Raw genomic sequence first — 16,783 nt, 5'->3', positions numbered from 1 at the left:
AGGTCCCCATGTCGTTGTACGCCACCGCCACCGCCCTCGTCGCACCCGGCAAGGGGATCCTCGCCGCCGACGAGAGCCACCCGACCATGGCCAAGCGCCTGGCCCGCATCGGCCTGGACTCCACCGAGGCCGTGCGCAGGGACTACCGGGAGCTCCTGCTCGGCACACCCGGGCTCGACGAACACGTCAGCGGAGTGATCCTCTTCGACGAGACGGTGCGCCAGACCTGGCGCTCGGGGACGCCGGTCCCCGCGGCGTTGCTGGACCGCGGGATCATTCCCGGCGTCAAGGTCGACGCGGGGCTCACCCCGCTCCCCCGCTTCCCCGACGAGGACGTGACGCAGGGCCTCGACCACCTCTACGAGCGACTCGCGGAGTACGTCACGCTCGGCGCGCGGTTCGCCAAGTGGCGCGGCGTCATCCGCATCGGCGCGGGTCGACCGACCGCCGCCTGCATCGAGGCCAACGCGCACGCCCTCGCGAGGTACGCCGCCGCTGCCCAGGAGCAGGGGCTGGTCCCCGTGGTGGAGCCTGAGGTGCTCATGGACGGCAACCACTCGCTCGAGCAGTGCGCCGCTGTCACGACCGTCGTGCTGCGCACCGTCTACGACCACCTCGCCCGCTACCGGGTCGACCTGTCAGGCACCCTCCTCAAGCCCAACATGGTGCTGCCCGGGACCACCTCGGGACAGCAGGTCGACGACGAGGACATCGCCGCAGCCACCCTCGGGGTGCTGCGGGACACGGTGCCGGTGTCGGTGCCCGGGATCGTGTTCCTCTCCGGCGGGCAGACGCCTGAGCAGGCGACCGCGCGGCTCGACGCCCTCAACCGGGCCCCCGCGCAGCCCTGGCAGCTCAGCTTCTCCTTCGGCAGGGCCCTCCAGGCCCCCGTCCTCGACACGTGGGCGGGCCTGGAGGAGAACCGTGGCGCCGCCCGGTCGGCGCTGCTGCACCGGGCGCGGATGAACGGACTCGCCCGCAGGGGCCGCTGGGCGGCGGACCTGGAACCGCACGCGGCCGCGTGAGCCTGCCGCTGGGACCTGCCGCTTGGACCTGGCCGCTCGCCCGTGGTCGTCGACGAGGTCGACGCGGCGTCACCGCTCAGCTGTGGGGAGGCCCGTGGAAACCCGGTCGGCGGGCAGCCCTCACCGCTGCCTGCGTCCGGCTCTCCACCCCGAGCTTGCCGAGCACGATCGAGACGTAGTTCTTGACGGTCTTCTCCGCCAGGTCGAGCTGCTCGGCGATCTGGCGATTGGTCAGCCCTTCGGCCACGAGCCGGAGGATCTGCTCCTCCTTGGGGGTCAGGTGCTTCGTCAGGGGATCCTGCTGGGGGCCGTCCCGCAGGCGCGCCAGCACGCGCGCCGTCACCGCCGGATCGAGCATCGACTGGCCGGCGGCCACGCGCCGCACCGCGGTGACCAGGTCCGTGCCGCTGACCTGCTTGAGCACGTAGCCAGCGGCTCCCGCCATGATCGCCGAGAACAACGCGTCGTCGTCGTCGTACGACGTCAGGATCAGGCCCGCGGTCTCGGGCTGCACCGAGCGGATCTGCCGGCACACCTCGATCCCCGAGCCATCGGGCAGCCGCCCGTCGAGGACCGCCACCCGGGGGCGGAGCACACGCATCCGGTCCACCGCCCCGACGGCGCTGCCGGACTCCCCGACGACCTCGATGTCGTCCTCGCTCTCCAGCAGGGTGCGCACGCCCCGCCGCACGAGCTCGTGGTCGTCCAGCAGGAAGACGGTGATCGGCCCGCGCTGGGGTGCATCGGGCACATCCGGGTGCCTCACGCTTCGACGGTACGCCTCTCGGCATCCGCGGCGCTGTGGTCTTCCCGCCCCACCCGACCGGGTCCTACGGCCTCTTCTGCGTGACGCGCCGCGGGTCGTGCCGTCCGGGGTCGCGGACCTGTGGGGAGCCGGCACCCACCACGTCCGCCCGAGGGACCGACGCGAAGATCAGGCGCGCGGTCCGCGCCTTCGTGCGGGACGTCCACCCTCGCCAGGCCGGGCGTGGGCGGCGCTCGTCGGCAGGATTCACCTGGGTCCTCCCCATCGTCTGCGTCCTCGTGCGTGCTCGGGACAGCCCCACGCTAGGCAGGTCGGCGCCCGGCGGTCAGTGCCCAAGGTCCTCCCTCGGCTCGGGACCCGGACGGGCCGATGGCCTCTGGTGACCAGTCGGTCGCCACCCCCACGATGGTGAGGTGAGGCCGCTCGACACGAGGAGGAGCACCATGACCACCACCGCACGAGGTGAGGACGGGGCCCTGCACGCGGCCGTCGGCGACCGGCTGGTCGTCCGCAGCCTGCACGGCCCCGCACGGGACGGGGAGATCGTGGAGGTCAGGCACCCGGACGGGACCCCGCCCTACACGGTGCGCTGGTCCGACACCGGGCACGAGACCCTCGTGTTCCCCGGCGCGGACGCCTTCGTGCAGCACTTCACCGGCCTGGCCGGTGAGGGACGACACGACGGGGCGCACGACTGACCCACCCAGACCCACCGCGGGCCGATCAGCTCGCCCGTCGCGGCCTCGGCACCTGCAGCAGGTGTGCGTGCGGCCCGATGCCCCGAGGTGGACCGAGTCCGGTGGGACGCTGCTCGAGCAGCTCCCGGGTCAGCTGCTCGGCCGCGACGGCCACCTGGGAGGCCTCGCAGCCGGCCCGGAGGACGGCGCGCACCGAGCGCGCGAAGCAGCGGAGCACCGAGCCGGGAGCCAGGTCGCCTCGCTCGTCGAGCAGGCGTGACGCGGCGTCGCTCAGGGCCTGGTTGCTCAGCTGCTCCGCGCCCCCGACAGCGAGGTTGGTGCGCCGCTCGAGCCGGCGCGGCATGCCTACTCCTCGCCCCTCGCGGGAATCAGGGCACGGGCGATCGGAACCTGCACGGGCGTGGGCGCTGTCGTCTCCGACGAGGACGGGACGGAGCCCTCACCGGCGCCGACGCGGCGCTCGGCGGTCGGCGTGCGTGAGCTGATCGGAATCATCGGAGTCTCCTGGTGGGTGACAGGTGCGTTGAGGTCCACGATCGTCGCTGCGGCCGCGGCGCCCCAGAGGCGGACGTCCCGAGAGCGACGGGCCCTCGCTCCTGGTTGGTAGCCCGGGTGTCCGCGTCTCCACACCCCCCAGGTGGGAGATCGTCCGGCACGGCGTACGGCGGACGTGACCCCCGTCGTGGGACACCCGGGCTGACCCCTCACGGGGCGTGGGTCCATCGCAATCCACCGCGGGGGGATGGTCAACTGGCGAAGGTCCCGGGATCTTCGGGACACTGTCCCGGCCCCGCTCTTCGGTCCACACCGCCGCCCCGCTGCGGGCGACGTCTCAGCCGGCAGTGAGCCGGGCGGCGAGCACCGCCGCCTGGGTCCGGCTCGACACGCCGAGCTTGCTCAGCACGGAGGAGACGTAGTTCTTCACGGTCTTCTCCGACAAGAACATGCGTCGGGCCACGTCGCGGTTGGACAGGCCCTCGCCCACCAGCTCCAGGATGCGTCGCTCCTGCGGAGTGAGGTCGTGCAGCTCGTCGTCCTCCTGCACGCCGTGGCGGATGCGGTCGAGCACCCGGTCCGTCATCGCGGGGTCCAGCAGGGACTGCCCCCTCGCCACGCGTCGTACACCGTCGACGAGGTCGGTGCCGTGGACCTGCTTGAGCAGGTAGCCCGACGCCCCCGCCATGATGGCCGCGAACAACGCCGCGTCGTCGTCGTACGACGTCAGGATGAGGCCCTTGATGGCCGGATCGATGCTCCGCACGTCGCGGCAGACCTCCACCCCCGAGCCGTCGGGGAGTCGACCGTCGAGGATCGCGACGTCCGGCCGCAGCGCCGGTATCCGGCTCACAGCCTCACGGGCGGAGTCCGACTCGCCCACGACCACGATGTCGCCGTGCTCCTCCAGCAGCTCCTTGATGCCGCGGCGCACGACCTCGTGGTCATCGAGGAGGTAGACGCGGATGGGCTGGCTCGCCTCGTCGTCCATCGCCTCAGCGTAGAGGCGCGCGACGTGCCCTCGTCCGGCCGTTGGTCCGCCGTGACCGGGACTTTGGTCCCGGGACCCGACCTCTCAGCCCGCGGTGGGGTCGTGCCGCGGGGCCGCGAGCGGCACCGTCCAGGTGACGCAGGTGCCCGCCCCGGCCCGGGAGTCGACGACCATGTCGCCACCGAGTCGGCGGGCCCGCGAGCGCATGTTGGCGAGCCCGCTCTCGAGGTGGACAGGGTCCATCCCGATGCCGTCGTCGGAGACGGTGAGGGCGAGCTCATCGACATCGACCGCGATCCGCACGGCGACCGTCGAGGCATGCGCATGCCTGCTCACGTTGGTGAGCGCCTCGCTCAGCACGGCGAGCAGGTCGGGCGCGAGCTCCGCGCCGACGGCGCTGCGCAACGGACCGTCGACACGGAAGACCGGACGGAGCTTCATCGTGGCACCTGCTCGGTCGACGACCCGCTCGACCTCGCTCTGGATGTCGTGCGACGTGTCGAGGACACCGAGCGCGAAGATCGTCCGTCGGATGTCCTTGACCGTGTCGTCGAGGTCCATGATCGCGCGTTCGATCCGGTCTCGGACCTGGGGCTCGGAGCACGCGTTGAACGTGCCCTGCAGCCCCAGCCCCACGGCGAAGAGCTGCTGGATGGTGGTGTCGTGCAGGTCGCGACCGATGCGGTCCCGGTCCTCGTAGAGGGCCAGGCGCTGCCGGTCGTCCCTGCTCCGGGCGACCTGGAGGGCCAAGGTGGCCTGCTCGGCGAAGCTGGCCGGCAGGGCTGCGTCGACGCGATGGAAGCCGGCCGCGTTCTCCTTCGTCCACGCGAGCGAGAGGACGCCCTCCACGCCCTGCCCGGAGCGCAGCGGCAGCACCATGACCGGTCCGAGCACCGGCCAGCCGGGGATGGACGACGGGTCGACCGCCCGCGGGTCGGACGAGACGTCCATCACGACCTCGGGGCGACCGGTCCGGACGACGGTGCTCGCCAGCGACCTCTCCATCGAGAGGTGGTGCATGTCGTCCATGTCCGCGGGAGCACCCGACGCGACCTCGAGCCGGAGGTCCGCGGGATCGGAGCCGAGGACCAGCCAGGCCACGTCCGCCCCGGACACGGACCGAGCCCGATCGGCCACGACCTGGAGGGCCGACTGCGTCGAGGTGTCGTCGGCGAGCATCGACGTGATCTCCGCGGTGGCGGTCAACCACGCCTGGCGGTGCGCCGCCTCCTGGTAGAGCTGGGCGTTCTCGATCGCCACGCCCGCGGCTGCTGCGAGGGCGACCACGACGGCTTCGTCGTGCTCGGTGAACTCGGTCCCGTCGATCTTCTCGGTGAGGTAGAGGTTGCCGAAGACACGCTCGCGGATGCGGACCGGCACGCCGAGGAACGACGACATCGGCGGATGGTGAGCCGGGAAGCCGTAGGAAGCCGGGTGCTCGGACAGGTGGGCGAGCCGCAGTGGGCGCGGGTCCTCGATGAGCAGACCGAGCAACCCGTGCCCGGTCGGGAGGTCGCCGACGTCGGCAACGGTGCGCTCGTCCATGCCCTGGTGGACGAAGGTGCGGATGTGGCGCTGCGGACCGGGAGAGAGCACTCCGAGGGCCGCGTACTGTGCTCCGGCGAGCGCCCGGGCGGCGGAGAGGATGCGGTCCAGGACTCCGTCCAGCGACAGGTCGGCTGCCACGCCGACCACAGCGTCGAGCAGGTGACGTAGCCGGGCCTGCTCGTCGAGGACCCCGTCGACCCGCGCAAGCACCTCCCTCAACAGGTCGTCGAACGCGGCCTGGCTGAGGTCCTGCCCGCCCGTGCGGCCGTGCCCACCCGGATCGTCCTCCACCTTCCGCCTTCCGCCATGCGAGAGCCCGAGACGCCTTCGAAACTAGTGCCCCCCGGCCGGATCCGGAAGGTGCGAGGCACTCAGCAGCTCACGACCCGAGGCCCGGACAGGGCAGGACCAACGGCCCTTCTCCGGCCGCACGGACCCGGCGACGCTCGATGCCGTACGTCGAGCAACCCGGAGGAAGCTGATGACCCGTCGCCTCGTCGTGCCGGAGCAGGTGCTGCGTCGCGTCGTCCAGACCGCGACCCTGGCACCCAGCGTGCACAACACGCAGCCCTGGCTCTGGCGCGGCTCGTCCCACGGCTTGGACCTCCGCGCGGACCGCTCACGCCAGCTCCCCGCGACCGATCCCGACGGCCGCAACCTGGTCATCAGCTGCGGTGCGGCCCTGCACCACGCACGTGCGGCGGCCGCTGCGCTCGGCTGGTCGGCGCGGGTGACCCGGCTCCCGGATGAACGTGACCCCGACCTCCTGGCGCGGATCGCTCTCTCACCGGCCCCGCCGACGCCGGACGGGGCCGAGGTGCTGGACGCGATGGCCCGCCGGTGCACCGACCGCCGACGGTTCACCTCGTGGCCCGTTCCGGACGCGTTGCTGGCGCAGCTCGCGGACGTCGCTGCGGAGCAGGGGACCTCCGCCTGCGCGGTGACCGACGCCGCCGTGCGGTTCCGTGTCGAGCGGCTGGTCCTCCGGGCAGCCGACTTCCAGGCAGAGCTCCGCGCAGCGTCGACCGAGCACGAGGTGTGGCTCGACCGGGCCACGGCGGACGGCATCCCGGCGGCAGTGCTGGAGGGCTCCGGCTCCGCCTCAGGAGCCCCGCACACGCGCTTCAGGACCCGGCGATCCGCTGACCTCGAAGGTCAGGACGTGCAGGTGAGCGACGGGCTCGTGGTCATGTTCGGCGCCGGCGACGACCCTGCGAGCTGGCTGCGGGCCGGAGAGGGGCTGAGCGCGTTGTGGCTGGCGGCGACCGGCTTCGGGCTCTCCGTGGTCCCCCTCTCCCAGGTGATCGAGGTCGACAGCACGCGCGCCGCGTTCCGGGTCCACGTGCTGCGAGGTGAGGGACATCCACTCGTGCTGACCCGGATCGGCTGGCAGGCGATCGGGCGCAGCGAGCTGACACGTACCCCCCGACGTCCGGTCTCCGAGGTGCTGCGGATGCGATGAGACCATCGGGCCGAAGGTCCTTCCCAGCACCGACCTCCGCCCGTGGTCACCGACGCGCCAACCGGTGACGCTGGGCACATGAGCACCGTGCCCCTCCCTCGCCCCGCCCTCGCGGGTGCAGTCGTCGTCGGGTACGACGGACGTCCGCCCGCCGATGCGGCGTTGGCGTGGGCGGCAGGTGAGGCGAGCGCGACCCGGCGCCCGCTGGTGATGGTGCACGTGCTCACCATGACCCCGATGATGGCGGGCCCGGGCCTTGCCGGGCTGGCCACCCTCACGGCGCCTGCCGTCGGCGACACGGTCCAGCGCACGACCGTGCAGCGCGCTGCCGCGCAGGTCGCCGAGCGACTCCCCCAGCTGACGGTCGAACGGCTGGAGGTGCGCGGAGACCCGGCCGTGGAGCTGGCCGACCTCAGCCGTGGGGCCCACGTGCTCGTCGTCGGGTCGCGCGGCACCGGGATCGCGCGCGCGGTTCCGTCCGCCCAGGTCGGGACCCGCATCGTCGCGCAGGTCACCTGCCCGGCCGTCGTGGTGCCGACGTCGCACCCCGGACGCATCCGGCGCGGCGTGCTGGCGGGCATCTCCGTGCGCACGAGCACACCGGAGGTGCTCGACCGGGCGTTCTCCCACGCGGACCTCCACGACCTCCCCCTCACCGTCGTCCACGCGACGCAGGACACCCTCCGCGCGTCGGACGAGGACCGGAGACGCTGGATCGGTGAAGCCGTCAGCGGACACCGTGCGAGGCACCCGAACGTCCGGGTCGAGATCCGTCTCGCGGCCGGCCGACCCGCCCGGACCCTGTTGGGGCTCGCCGAACGGATGGACCTCGTCGTCGTGGGGCAGCACGCGGCCGGGAGCACGAACCCGCTCGGCCACGTCCGGGGCAGCATCGTCGACCGCTCGCCGTGCCCCGTGATGGTGGTGCCCCCACCCACCCCCGGACCGTGAGCCACCGTCACGCCCGCGAGTCCACTGGTCCCGCCCTGCTCAGCGAGCAGGTCGGACGCCGGGTGGAGCTGAGCGACGGCACGCGGCTGGGCGCCCTCATGGACCTCACGGTCGCCCTCGGCGTGCCACGCCCGCACACGACGCACGCGCTGGTCCGTGGGTCCCACGACGCCGTCCACCTGGTCGAGTGCGATGCCATGAGCGGGCTCACCGCGACCACGGGCCCGGTACGCCTCGACCCCGGGGTGGACCTGCGCACGCCGCCCGGGCGTCGTACCGATCAACGTCGTCCCACGCTTCCCCCGGACGAGGTCCTGCTGATGCGTGACGTCGTCGACACCCAGGTCGTCGACCTGCAGGGCCACCACCTGACCCGCGTCTCCGACGTCCTCCTGTCCCGCGACGGCGACCGGTTCCTGGTCCTGTCCGTGGACCTGGGTGCGGGCGCGATGCTGAGGCGTCTGGGGCTGCGACGGATGGCGAGGTACGCCGGCGAGCGCAGCGTCGACTGGCACGACCTCCACCTCACCTCGCCCCGGGCCCACCAGGTGCAGCTCGCGACGGCCGGAGTCCCGTTCCGCCGTCTCGGGCCGGCAGACCTCGCGGAGCTGCTGGCCCGCCTCAGCACGGCCGGCGCCATGGACCTCGTGCGTGCCCTCGAGCCCCGGCGGGCCGCAGCCGCGATCCGGCACTCACACCCGCGCGTGGGCCGCCGGCTGATGCAGCACCTCAGCCCGCAGGAGCAGCACGACCTCGTCTCTGCCGCCCCTGCGGAGGACACCCCGGCCCTCACCCACCTCGTCCAGGACCGGGCGCCCGCCGCATCCACCGGGAGTCCGAGGCGTTATCGCCGCACCGATGGGTGGCGGCTCCACCGGCCGCCGAGGCGCTAGGCATGCGTGTCGCCGAGACGGGCGCAGGCACCCCGCGGCACGCCTCCAGGCCGGGACGCACCCGCGTGGCTGCGGGTGCGGCTGCCCTGCTCGCCGTGGTGGGACCGGGACTGCTGGCCGGGTTGTCGGACGACGATCCGCCCGGCATCACCACGTACTCGGTGCTCGGTGCGGAGTACGGCTACCAGCTGCTGTGGGTGCTGCTCGTCTCCACGGCGGCACTGGTGCTGTTCCACGACCTCGGGGCCCGCATGGGTGTCGCCACCGGACAGGGACTGCTGGGCCTGGTGCGCGACAGGTACGGCGTACGTGTCGGGGCGTCGGCCCTGGTCCTCCTCCTCGTGGCGAACGTCGGGACCGCGTGCGCGGAGTACGCCGGGCTGGCGGCCGGGTTCGAGCTGATCGGGATACCACGCCAGGTCTCCGTCCCGACAGCGGCCGTGGTCGTGTCGGTGCTGGTCCTGAGGGGCCGGTTCCACCGCATCGAGCACATGCTCATGGCGCTCGCCGCCGTCTTCGTGACCTACGTCGCCGCCGGGCTGGTGGTCGGTCCGGATTGGACGCAGGCAGCGCAAGGACTCCTCCTGCCCACGATGCCGATCCGCGACAGGGACGCGTGGACGATCGTCGTCGCCACCGTCGGGACGACCCTCGCACCGTGGGGGCTCAGCTTCATCCAGTCCTACGCCGTGGACAAGAAGCTCACGGCGACGGAACTCCGGTTCGAACGGGTCGACGTGGTGACGGGCTCGTTGCTGACGGGCGTGATCGGGTTCTTCGTCGTGGTCACGTGTGCCGAGACGCTGCACGTGGGGTCCGCCTCGATCGACTCGGCCGCCGACGCCGCAGACGCGCTCGCGCCCCTGGCCGGGCGCTTCGCGGGCGGGTTGTTCGCCGTGGGCCTCATCGGCGCGGCGTTGCTGGCCGCGGCGATCCTGCCACTGTCCACCGCCTACTCGGTGTGCGAGTTCACCGGGCACGAAGGCGCCCTCGACGACGGCTTCCGCCGCGCGCCGGTGTTCTACGCGACCTTCGTCGCGACCGCCGCCACGGCCGCCGGACTCGTCCTGGTGCCCCACCTGCCGCTCGTACCCGTCCTGGTGCTGTCCCAGGTCGTCAACGCCGTGCTGCTCCTCCCGCTGCTGCTGATGATGCAGGGGCTCTCGCGCGACCCCGACGTGATGGGCGACGCCGTGTCCTCCTCTGCCGCCTGGACGGTCAGGTCCCTGGCGATCGGCTTCATCGCCCTGTGCGTGCTGGCCCTCGTCGTGCTGTCGCTCACCTGATCGCCGCCGCACACGGCGGGACCAAGGTCCCCCGGTGGACAGGCGTAGTCCCGTGGGCCCCTCCGCACCACGCCCTTAGCGTGGCAGGTGGAGGTCTGGCAGGTGTCGTCGAGCGGGGGACCCATGGAGGGCAGCGTCGGTTCGAACGGCCTGACCACTGCCGAGGTCATCGTCCGCCAGCACCAGGACGGCCCCAACGAGCTGCCCAGTCCACCTCGAGCGGGCGTCTGGCAGATGTTCGCCCACCAGCTGACGCACCTCCTCGCGGTCCTGCTGTGGATCGCAGCGGGACTGGCCCTCGTGGCACGCATGCCGGAGCTCGCCATCGCCATCGTCGTGATCATCGTGCTCAACGCCGGTTTCGCGTTCTGGCAGGAGTACCGCGCCGACCGGTCGACCCAGGAGCTCCGGGCACTGCTGCCTGCCACCTCCCGGGTGGTGCGCAACGGCACGCGGACCGACGTACCGGTCGTGGACCTCGTGGTCGGTGACCGCGTCCTGCTCGCCGCTGGTGACCGGGTCGGCGCCGACCTGCGGGTGTCCGACTCGAGCGGCCTGGCCATGGACGAGTCGCTCGTCACCGGCGAGAGCGGCGCCGTGCCCCGCGCTGCCGGCGAGGTGCTCCTCGGTGGCAGCTTCGTGCTCACCGGGGAGGGCGCCGCCGTGGTCGAGGCGATCGGCGGACGGACGACCCTGGCGGAGATCTCGGCGATGACCGCGCGGGCCGAGAGACCGGCGAGCCCGCTCACGCGTCAGCTCAACCGGGTCGTCAGGATCATCGCCGTCATCGCCGCGGTCACCGGAGTCACCCTCGCGGTCGTCTCGGTCCAGCTGGGCATGGACCTGACCTCCGCGTTCCTCTTCGGGGTCGGCGTGACCGTCGCACTCGTGCCCGAGGGGCTGCTGCCCACCGTGACGCTGTCGCTGGCCCGCGGGGCACGGCTGATGGCTGCCAACAAGGCGCTGGTGCGGCGGCTCGACGCGGTCGAGACGCTCGGGGCGACCACGTTCATCTGCACGGACAAGACCGGGACCATCACGCAGAACCGGATGAGCGTCGTCCGGGTGGTGACACCGTCGGGGACCACGACGGTCCACGGCAACGGCTACGACCCCGTCGCCACCTTCGGCGGCGAGGACCCCGCGCGGCAGGAGGCCGGCGCGGCCGCTCTCGCCGCACTCGCCTGCATCTCCGGACGGACCGTGCAGAGGGGCGGCGTGTGGACCCCTGACGGCGACCCCATGGAGGCAGCCATCCACTGTCTCTGCCTGAGGCTCGGGCTCCCTCCCCCGGACGTCGAGGGCCAGAGCCGTGCGTACTCCTCCGAACGTCTCCTGAGCTCACACCTGGGCCGGGGTCGGGTGTCGGTGCTGGGCGCACCCGAGTCGGTGCTGGCCCGGTGCCGCGAGGTTCCCGTGACCATCACGACCCAGCTCGAGGAGCTCACGGCCGCAGGGTTGCGCGTCCTCGCAGTGGCGGCCCGGACCTGGTCGGGGCCGGCGGACGACGCGATGGAGCACGACCTGGACCTCTGCGGGCTCCTCGCGCTGCAGGACCCTCCACGGCCCGACATCGCCGACGCACTGGCGAGGTGCCGCGGCGCGGGCATCAGGGTGGCGATGCTGACCGGCGACCACCCCCTCACGGCTCGGCGGATCGCGACCGAGGTCGGCCTCCTGGGGCCGCGCGGGGTGGTCCTCGACGGACGCGACCTCCCCGACGACGAGGAGCTCGCCGCGCTGCTCGACACCGACCACGGCGCGGTGGTGGCCCGCGTGTCCCCCCAGGACAAGCTGCGCATCGCCCGGGGCCTCCGCGAGCGCGGTCACGTCGTCGCCATGACCGGCGACGGAGTGAACGACGCCCCCGCGCTGCGGGAGGCGGACGTAGGCGTGGCCATGGGTGCCAGCGGGAGCGACGTGGCCCGCGAGTCGGCTGACCTGGTCCTGCTCGACGACCACTTCGCGACCATCGTGGGAGCCATCGAGCTCGGCCGGGCGACCTTCCAGAACGTCCGTCGCTTCCTGACCTACCACCTCACCGACAACGTGGCCGAGCTCGCACCCTTCGCGGTGTGGGCGCTGTCCGGGGGCAGCTTTCCCCTGGCCATCGCGGTGCTCCAGGTCCTGGCGCTGGACATCGGTACGGACATGCTGCCGGCACTCGCGCTGGGGGCCGAGCCACCGCGTGCGGACATCATGCGCGGCCGGCGCCGCCAGGTCCTGCTGGATCGCGCGCTCCTCGTGCGCTCCTTCCTCGTCCTCGGCCTGACCGAGGCGGTGGTGTCACTCGGCGCGTTCACCGTCGTCCTCGTCAGCGGCGGTTGGCGCTTCGGCGACGACGTGTCGAGCGGTCTGCAGCAGACCGCGTCCGGGACCGCCTTCGCCGCCATCGCCATCGGGCAGATGGCGAACGCGTTCGCATGCCGGAGCACCACTCGACCGGTCTGGCGACTGGGCGCGTGGGGCAACCCTCTGGTCGTGGCGGCGGTCGCAGCAGAGGCAGCCCTGCTCGTCGCCGTCGTGGGCCTTCCCTGGCTCGCCGACCTCCTCGGCGGCTCGTGGCCCACGCCCGTCGGCTGGGCGGGCGCAGCGGCAGCAGGGGTCGCGGTGCTGGTGGTGGACGGGGCCCACAAGCGCCTCTTCCGGCCCTTCCACGGGACGAGGTGACCCGCGCCGATAGGCTCGCGCCCGTGACCGCCACGCTCGTCGCGAAGGACCTGTCCGGTGGGCACGGTCACCGCGTGCTGTTCGAAGGACTGGACCTCACCGTCGCTCCCGGTGACGTGATCGGGGTCGTCGGCGCCAACGGCGCGGGCAAGTCCACGCTCCTCTCGCTGCTCGGCGGCGCCGCCGAGCCGATGGCCGGGTCGGTGAAGTGTGCTCCGCCGGACGCGTTCGTCGGGCTCCTCCCGCAGGAGCACGAGCGGGTGCCGGGCGAGACCGTGACGCAGTACGTCGCGCGACGTACGGGCGCGACCGAGGCGACCGAGGTGATGGAGTCGACCGCCTCCGCCCTCGGCTCGGACGTGCCGGGAGCCGACGACGCCTATGCGGTGGCTCTCGACCGGTGGCTCGCGAGCGGCGCGGCCGACCTCGACGACCGGATCGGCCCCGTCCTCGCCGACCTCGGCCTGGACGTCGGCCCCGACGCCCTCATGACGTCGCTGTCCGGCGGGCAGGCCGCCCGCGTGGCGCTGGCCGCGCTGCTGCTCAGCCGCTTCGACGTGGTCCTCCTCGACGAGCCGACCAACGACCTCGACCTCGACGGCCTGGAACGGCTCGAAGCGTTCGTGCAGGGACTCCGTGGGGGCGTCGTGCTGGTCTCGCACGACCGGGAGTTCCTGGCCCGCTGCGTCACCCGGATCGTGGAGCTCGACCTCGCCCAGGGCCAGGTCACCGTCTACGACGGTGGCTACGACTCGTTCCTCGAGGAGCGTGCCACCGCCCGGCGCCACGCCCGCGAGGCGTACGAGCAGTACGCCGACACGCGCGCCGACCTCGTGCAGCGCGCGCGGACCCAGCGTGAGTGGAGCTCGCAGGGCGTGCGCAACGCGATGCGCAAGAGCCCCGACAACGACAAGATCCGGCGCAAGGCGGCCACCGAGTCCTCGGAGAAGCAGGCGCAGAAGGTCCGCCAGATGGAGTCGCGCATCGCGCGCCTGGACGAGGTCGAGGAGCCGCGCAAGGAGTGGGTCCTGCAGTTCGACATCGCCTCCGCACCGCGGTCGAGCGGCGTGGTCGCCACCCTCAACGAGGCCACCCGCCGGCTGGGTGACTTCGAGCTCGGCCCCGTCTCCGTGCAGGTCGACGCGGGCGACCGGATCGGCATCACCGGCCCCAACGGTGCCGGGAAGACCACGCTCCTCCGGCTGCTGCTGGGCCGGGACGCCCCGGACACGGGCGTCGCGTCGCTCGGTGCCTCCGTGGCGGTGGGCACCATCGACCAGGCCAGGACCGGCCTCGACGACGACCTCGCACTGGGCGACGCGTTCGAGGCCGTCGTGCCCGAGATGACGCAGGCCGAGGTGCGTACGTTGCTCGCCAAGTTCGGCCACAAGGCCGACCAGGTCACCAGCCGGGTCGGTCGGCTGTCTCCCGGCGAGCGCACCCGGGCGGCGATGGCGCTCCTGCAGGCGCGCGGTGTCAACCTGCTGGTCCTCGACGAGCCGACGAACCACCTCGACCTGCCGGCCATCCAGCAGCTCGAGCAGGCCCTGGCGTCGTACGACGGCGCGCTCCTGCTGGTCTCGCACGACCGCCGGCTGCTGGAGAACGTCCGGCTGGACCAGCGGTGGGAGGTCGACGGCGGCACGATCGTGGTGCGGCACGTCTGACACCAGTGATGACGACGCGGGAGCGTCAGAGCACAGCGCCTCGAGGCGCGACCTCCACAGCGGCGACACCCCGGGCGTACACCACCACCAGGCGGTCGCCGTGCCGGCACCGCAGCACGCCGGAGTCGGTCGCCAGCGTGGACACGACGTGGTCGATCAGCTCCTCGTCGCTCACCTCGCCCGGCGCCTCGTAGGTGACGTCGGTGCTGTCACCGCTCACGAGCCTGACGCGCAGCACCAGGTCAGCCATGGTCAGGACCCGTCCGACGTCGCCATGCCGACCGCCTCTCGACCGGTTCCCGCCTCCGGGTGGAGGCTGCGTCGCCGGTCACTCGACCCGACCCTACGCCCGGACGTCGCCGTCAACGTGGCGGACCACCAGCATCGCCAGGTCGTCGTCCAGCTCGTCACCGTGGAACGCGCGCACCGCGTCGAGCACCACCCCCGCCATGTCGTCGGCGGACAGGTCGCTGTGCTCGCGCATCAGGTCGGCGACGCGGTCGGAACCGAACTGGTCCCTGCCCCGCCGCGCCTCGAGCAGCCCGTCGGTGAAGACGCACAGCACCTCGCCGGGCGCGAGCTCGACGTCGCTGTCGTGCAGCTCGGGGTCGTCGAACAGCGCCAGCGCCGTGCCGAGCATGCCGACCTCCTCGACCTTCCCGCTGGTCCGCAGGACCAGGGGCCAGTGGTGGCCGGCGAGCGAGAGGGTGATGCGCACAGGGCTGCCGGGGTCGTCCCCGCCGCCCGGCGGCCGCAGGCGTCCGTGCACGAGGGTGCAGTGGCGCTCGGACTCCGTCTGGGCCTGGAGCACGGCGTTGACCTCGCGCAGCGTGGTGGCGGGCGACGCCTCGGGACCCGCGAGGGCGCGCAAGGTGTAGCGGGTCGCCGCGCTCACGGCCGCAGCTTCCGCGCCCTTGCCGCTGACGTCACCGAGCACGAAGGCCCACGTCTCGTCATCCAGCGCGAAGACGTCGAGGAAGTCCCCTCCGATCTCGCCGCCGTCGCCCGCCGGGACGTAGCGGCTGGCGAGCTCGCAGTGGGGGATCTCGGGCAGCCGCGTGGGCACCATGCTGGCCTGCAACGTCGCGGCGACGCGCGACCGGTCGTCCAGCACCTGCTGGAGGCGCTCCTGGTCGCGGACGCGCTCGGTCACCTCGCGGAGCACCACCAGCTCGCCGGCGGTCCGGCCGGCGACGTCGTGCAGCGGCTGCTGGCTGACATCGAAGGTGCGCAGGTCGTCGCCCTCCGGGCCCCCCAGGACGAGCCCGCCCGGCCCGACCTCGGCGATCCCGGAGAGGTTCACGAGGTCGCGCAGGCGACGGCCGACGAGCTCGATCCGGCTCCGGTCGGCCAGGGCCACGGCCGACGGGTTCACGTCGACGATCCGCCCGAACGCGTCGAGGACGAACACGGCGTCGGCCATGCTCTCCACCACGGCGCTCCGGGCAAGCGGGGCCAGGTCTACGAGACGCTCCTCGAAGAGCCCCCAGACCAGCAGCCCGCCGGTGATGGTGAACGCGAACGGCGTGAGGTCGATCCGGGTGAACCAGCCGACCTCGAGGTTGTGCAGGATGTTGGCCGCCCACGGCAGCAACGCCGACCCCAGCAGCACCAGGGCCATCCTCCGGTAGGTCCGCGCCAGCTTCACCATGCTCGCGAGGAAGAGCACGGTCGCGCCGACGAGCAGCAGGTTGTTGTAGCCGAAGATCACCCAGAACGCAGGGCCCGACTCCACGATCGGGAGCTCGTCGGCGGCCGTCTCGCTGTAGTAGCGCACCAGGTCGTGCGTGGCCGGGAGCGCCAGCACCACCAGTGCGGCGACCGCCGGGACCGTCAGCGCGGCCACCAGGCGACGGGTGACCCAGCGGCTGCGACCGGTGTACTGCAGCACGAAGACCAGCCAGGCGGGGGCGAGCGTGACGATGCCGGCGTACTTGAGGTCGCCCCACAGGCTCTTGGCCGCGACGTCGGCCACGGACAGCTCCACGGCATACGCCGTGCCCCACCAGGCCACCGCGACGAGCAGCACCGCCAGGCTCCAGCCCATGCGCGTGCCCCGACGCCAGGCGACGTAGGCCGCCAGGCCTGCCAGCACCAGTCCGGCGCCGGCCATGAGGGTCGCGAGCAGGGTCAGCACCCGGGGTCCCTCCGAGATCCATCGTGCTCCTCCCACGCACTGTCGCCTGGCCGGAGTTGGTCCAACGCTAACCGCCGGGTCCCACTGCGTCCGAGAATCCACCGGATCGAGCCTCCAAGGGGTGGGCTCGTCGAGCGGCTGTGACCTGGCTCACTGCTAGCATCGCCGCGGCGCCCGAGGTCAGGGGAACGGGG

The 16,783-nt window shown here is 72.7% G+C and carries 14 protein-coding genes; 8 read left to right on the top strand and 6 right to left on the bottom strand.

The features are described from left to right. Positions 1-8: 8 nt before the first annotated feature. Positions 9-1,025 carry a class I fructose-bisphosphate aldolase gene (locus ASC64_RS10025; RefSeq protein ID WP_056907405.1) on the top strand — a complete coding sequence of 339 codons (1,017 nt, stop codon included), beginning with the start codon at positions 9-11 and terminating at the stop codon, positions 1,023-1,025. Positions 1,026-1,101: 76 nt separating this feature from the next. Here ASC64_RS10025 and ASC64_RS10020 read toward each other — a convergent pair whose 3' ends face one another. Next, a complete protein-coding gene (locus ASC64_RS10020; protein ID WP_308195202.1) occupies positions 1,102-1,791 on the bottom strand; it encodes a response regulator transcription factor in 690 nt (229 codons plus the stop codon). A 443-nt stretch (positions 1,792-2,234) separates the two neighbouring features. Here ASC64_RS10020 and ASC64_RS10015 point away from each other — a divergent pair, with 443 nt between their 5' ends. After that, the gene (locus ASC64_RS10015) at positions 2,235-2,489 is read left to right on the top strand and encodes a DUF1918 domain-containing protein (RefSeq protein WP_082550351.1); all 255 of its coding nucleotides are present in this window, start codon (positions 2,235-2,237) and stop codon (positions 2,487-2,489) included. Between the two features lie 25 nt (positions 2,490-2,514). Here the strand turns inward: ASC64_RS10015 and ASC64_RS10010 are convergent, their stop codons facing one another. The 3 genes from ASC64_RS10010 to ASC64_RS10000 all read right to left on the bottom strand — a co-directional run bounded on the left by ASC64_RS10010 (position 2,515) and on the right by ASC64_RS10000 (position 5,814). Continuing rightward, entirely contained in the window at positions 2,515-2,832 is a 318-nt protein-coding gene (locus ASC64_RS10010; RefSeq protein ID WP_056907403.1) for a hypothetical protein, read from the bottom strand. 489 nt (positions 2,833-3,321) lie between these two features. Next, positions 3,322-3,975, bottom strand: coding sequence for a response regulator (locus ASC64_RS10005; protein WP_056907402.1), 654 nt, complete (start codon positions 3,973-3,975; stop codon positions 3,322-3,324). A gap of 84 nt (positions 3,976-4,059) precedes the next feature. After that, complete coding sequence (locus ASC64_RS10000) at positions 4,060-5,814, bottom strand: sensor histidine kinase (protein ID WP_056907401.1); 1,755 nt, start codon at positions 5,812-5,814, stop codon at positions 4,060-4,062. A gap of 190 nt (positions 5,815-6,004) precedes the next feature. Here ASC64_RS10000 and ASC64_RS09995 point away from each other — a divergent pair, with 190 nt between their 5' ends. The 6 genes from ASC64_RS09995 to ASC64_RS09970 all read left to right on the top strand — a co-directional run bounded on the left by ASC64_RS09995 (position 6,005) and on the right by ASC64_RS09970 (position 14,452). Next, on the top strand, positions 6,005-6,985 hold the full coding sequence (locus tag ASC64_RS09995) for an Acg family FMN-binding oxidoreductase (protein WP_056907400.1): 981 nt from the start codon (positions 6,005-6,007) through the stop codon (positions 6,983-6,985). 78 nt (positions 6,986-7,063) lie between these two features. Beyond that, positions 7,064-7,936, top strand: a complete 873-nt coding sequence (locus ASC64_RS09990; protein ID WP_056907399.1) for a universal stress protein — start codon at positions 7,064-7,066, stop codon at positions 7,934-7,936. Beyond that, a complete protein-coding gene (locus ASC64_RS09985) occupies positions 7,933-8,829 on the top strand; it encodes a magnesium transporter MgtE N-terminal domain-containing protein (protein WP_056907398.1) in 897 nt (298 codons plus the stop codon). Before ASC64_RS09990 ends, ASC64_RS09985 begins: the two co-directional genes overlap by 4 nt. A 2-nt stretch (positions 8,830-8,831) precedes the next feature. Continuing rightward, positions 8,832-10,115: an Nramp family divalent metal transporter gene (locus tag ASC64_RS09980; protein ID WP_082550350.1), complete on the top strand. Its 1,284-nt coding sequence runs from the start codon at positions 8,832-8,834 to the stop codon at positions 10,113-10,115. Positions 10,116-10,238: 123 nt separating this feature from the next. Continuing rightward, positions 10,239-12,785 carry a cation-translocating P-type ATPase gene (locus ASC64_RS09975; protein ID WP_056907397.1) on the top strand — a complete coding sequence of 849 codons (2,547 nt, stop codon included), beginning with the start codon at positions 10,239-10,241 and terminating at the stop codon, positions 12,783-12,785. Positions 12,786-12,808: 23 nt separating this feature from the next. Next, positions 12,809-14,452 (top strand): ABC-F family ATP-binding cassette domain-containing protein, encoded by a 1,644-nt coding sequence (locus tag ASC64_RS09970; protein WP_056907396.1) that lies wholly within the window; start codon positions 12,809-12,811, stop codon positions 14,450-14,452. A gap of 25 nt (positions 14,453-14,477) precedes the next feature. Here ASC64_RS09970 and ASC64_RS09965 read toward each other — a convergent pair whose 3' ends face one another. After that, on the bottom strand, positions 14,478-14,702 hold the full coding sequence (locus ASC64_RS09965) for a hypothetical protein (RefSeq protein ID WP_056907395.1): 225 nt from the start codon (positions 14,700-14,702) through the stop codon (positions 14,478-14,480). A 93-nt stretch (positions 14,703-14,795) separates the two neighbouring features. Beyond that, the gene (locus tag ASC64_RS09960; protein WP_056907394.1) at positions 14,796-16,589 is read right to left on the bottom strand and encodes a histidine kinase N-terminal 7TM domain-containing protein; all 1,794 of its coding nucleotides are present in this window, start codon (positions 16,587-16,589) and stop codon (positions 14,796-14,798) included. Positions 16,590-16,783: the final 194 nt, after the last annotated feature.

It is taken from the genome of Nocardioides sp. Root122, from assembly GCF_001425025.1.
Classification (GTDB): Bacteria; Actinomycetota; Actinomycetes; order Propionibacteriales; family Nocardioidaceae; genus Nocardioides.
This window is presented reverse-complemented; position numbering and strand designations above follow the sequence as displayed.

Coding starts and splice junctions, on each gene's coding strand:
- ASC64_RS10025 (WP_056907405.1), top strand. CDS start 9: ATGTCGTTGTACGCCACCGCCACCGCCCTCGTCGCACCCGGCAAGGGG.
- ASC64_RS10015 (WP_082550351.1), top strand. CDS start 2,235: ATGACCACCACCGCACGAGGTGAGGACGGGGCCCTGCACGCGGCCGTC.
- ASC64_RS10010 (WP_056907403.1), bottom strand. CDS start 2,832: ATGCCGCGCCGGCTCGAGCGGCGCACCAACCTCGCTGTCGGGGGCGCG.
- ASC64_RS10005 (WP_056907402.1), bottom strand. CDS start 3,975: ATGGACGACGAGGCGAGCCAGCCCATCCGCGTCTACCTCCTCGATGAC.
- ASC64_RS09995 (WP_056907400.1), top strand. CDS start 6,005: ATGACCCGTCGCCTCGTCGTGCCGGAGCAGGTGCTGCGTCGCGTCGTC.
- ASC64_RS09990 (WP_056907399.1), top strand. CDS start 7,064: ATGAGCACCGTGCCCCTCCCTCGCCCCGCCCTCGCGGGTGCAGTCGTC.
- ASC64_RS09980 (WP_082550350.1), top strand. CDS start 8,832: ATGCGTGTCGCCGAGACGGGCGCAGGCACCCCGCGGCACGCCTCCAGG.
- ASC64_RS09975 (WP_056907397.1), top strand. CDS start 10,239: ATGGAGGGCAGCGTCGGTTCGAACGGCCTGACCACTGCCGAGGTCATC.
- ASC64_RS09965 (WP_056907395.1), bottom strand. CDS start 14,702: ATGGCTGACCTGGTGCTGCGCGTCAGGCTCGTGAGCGGTGACAGCACC.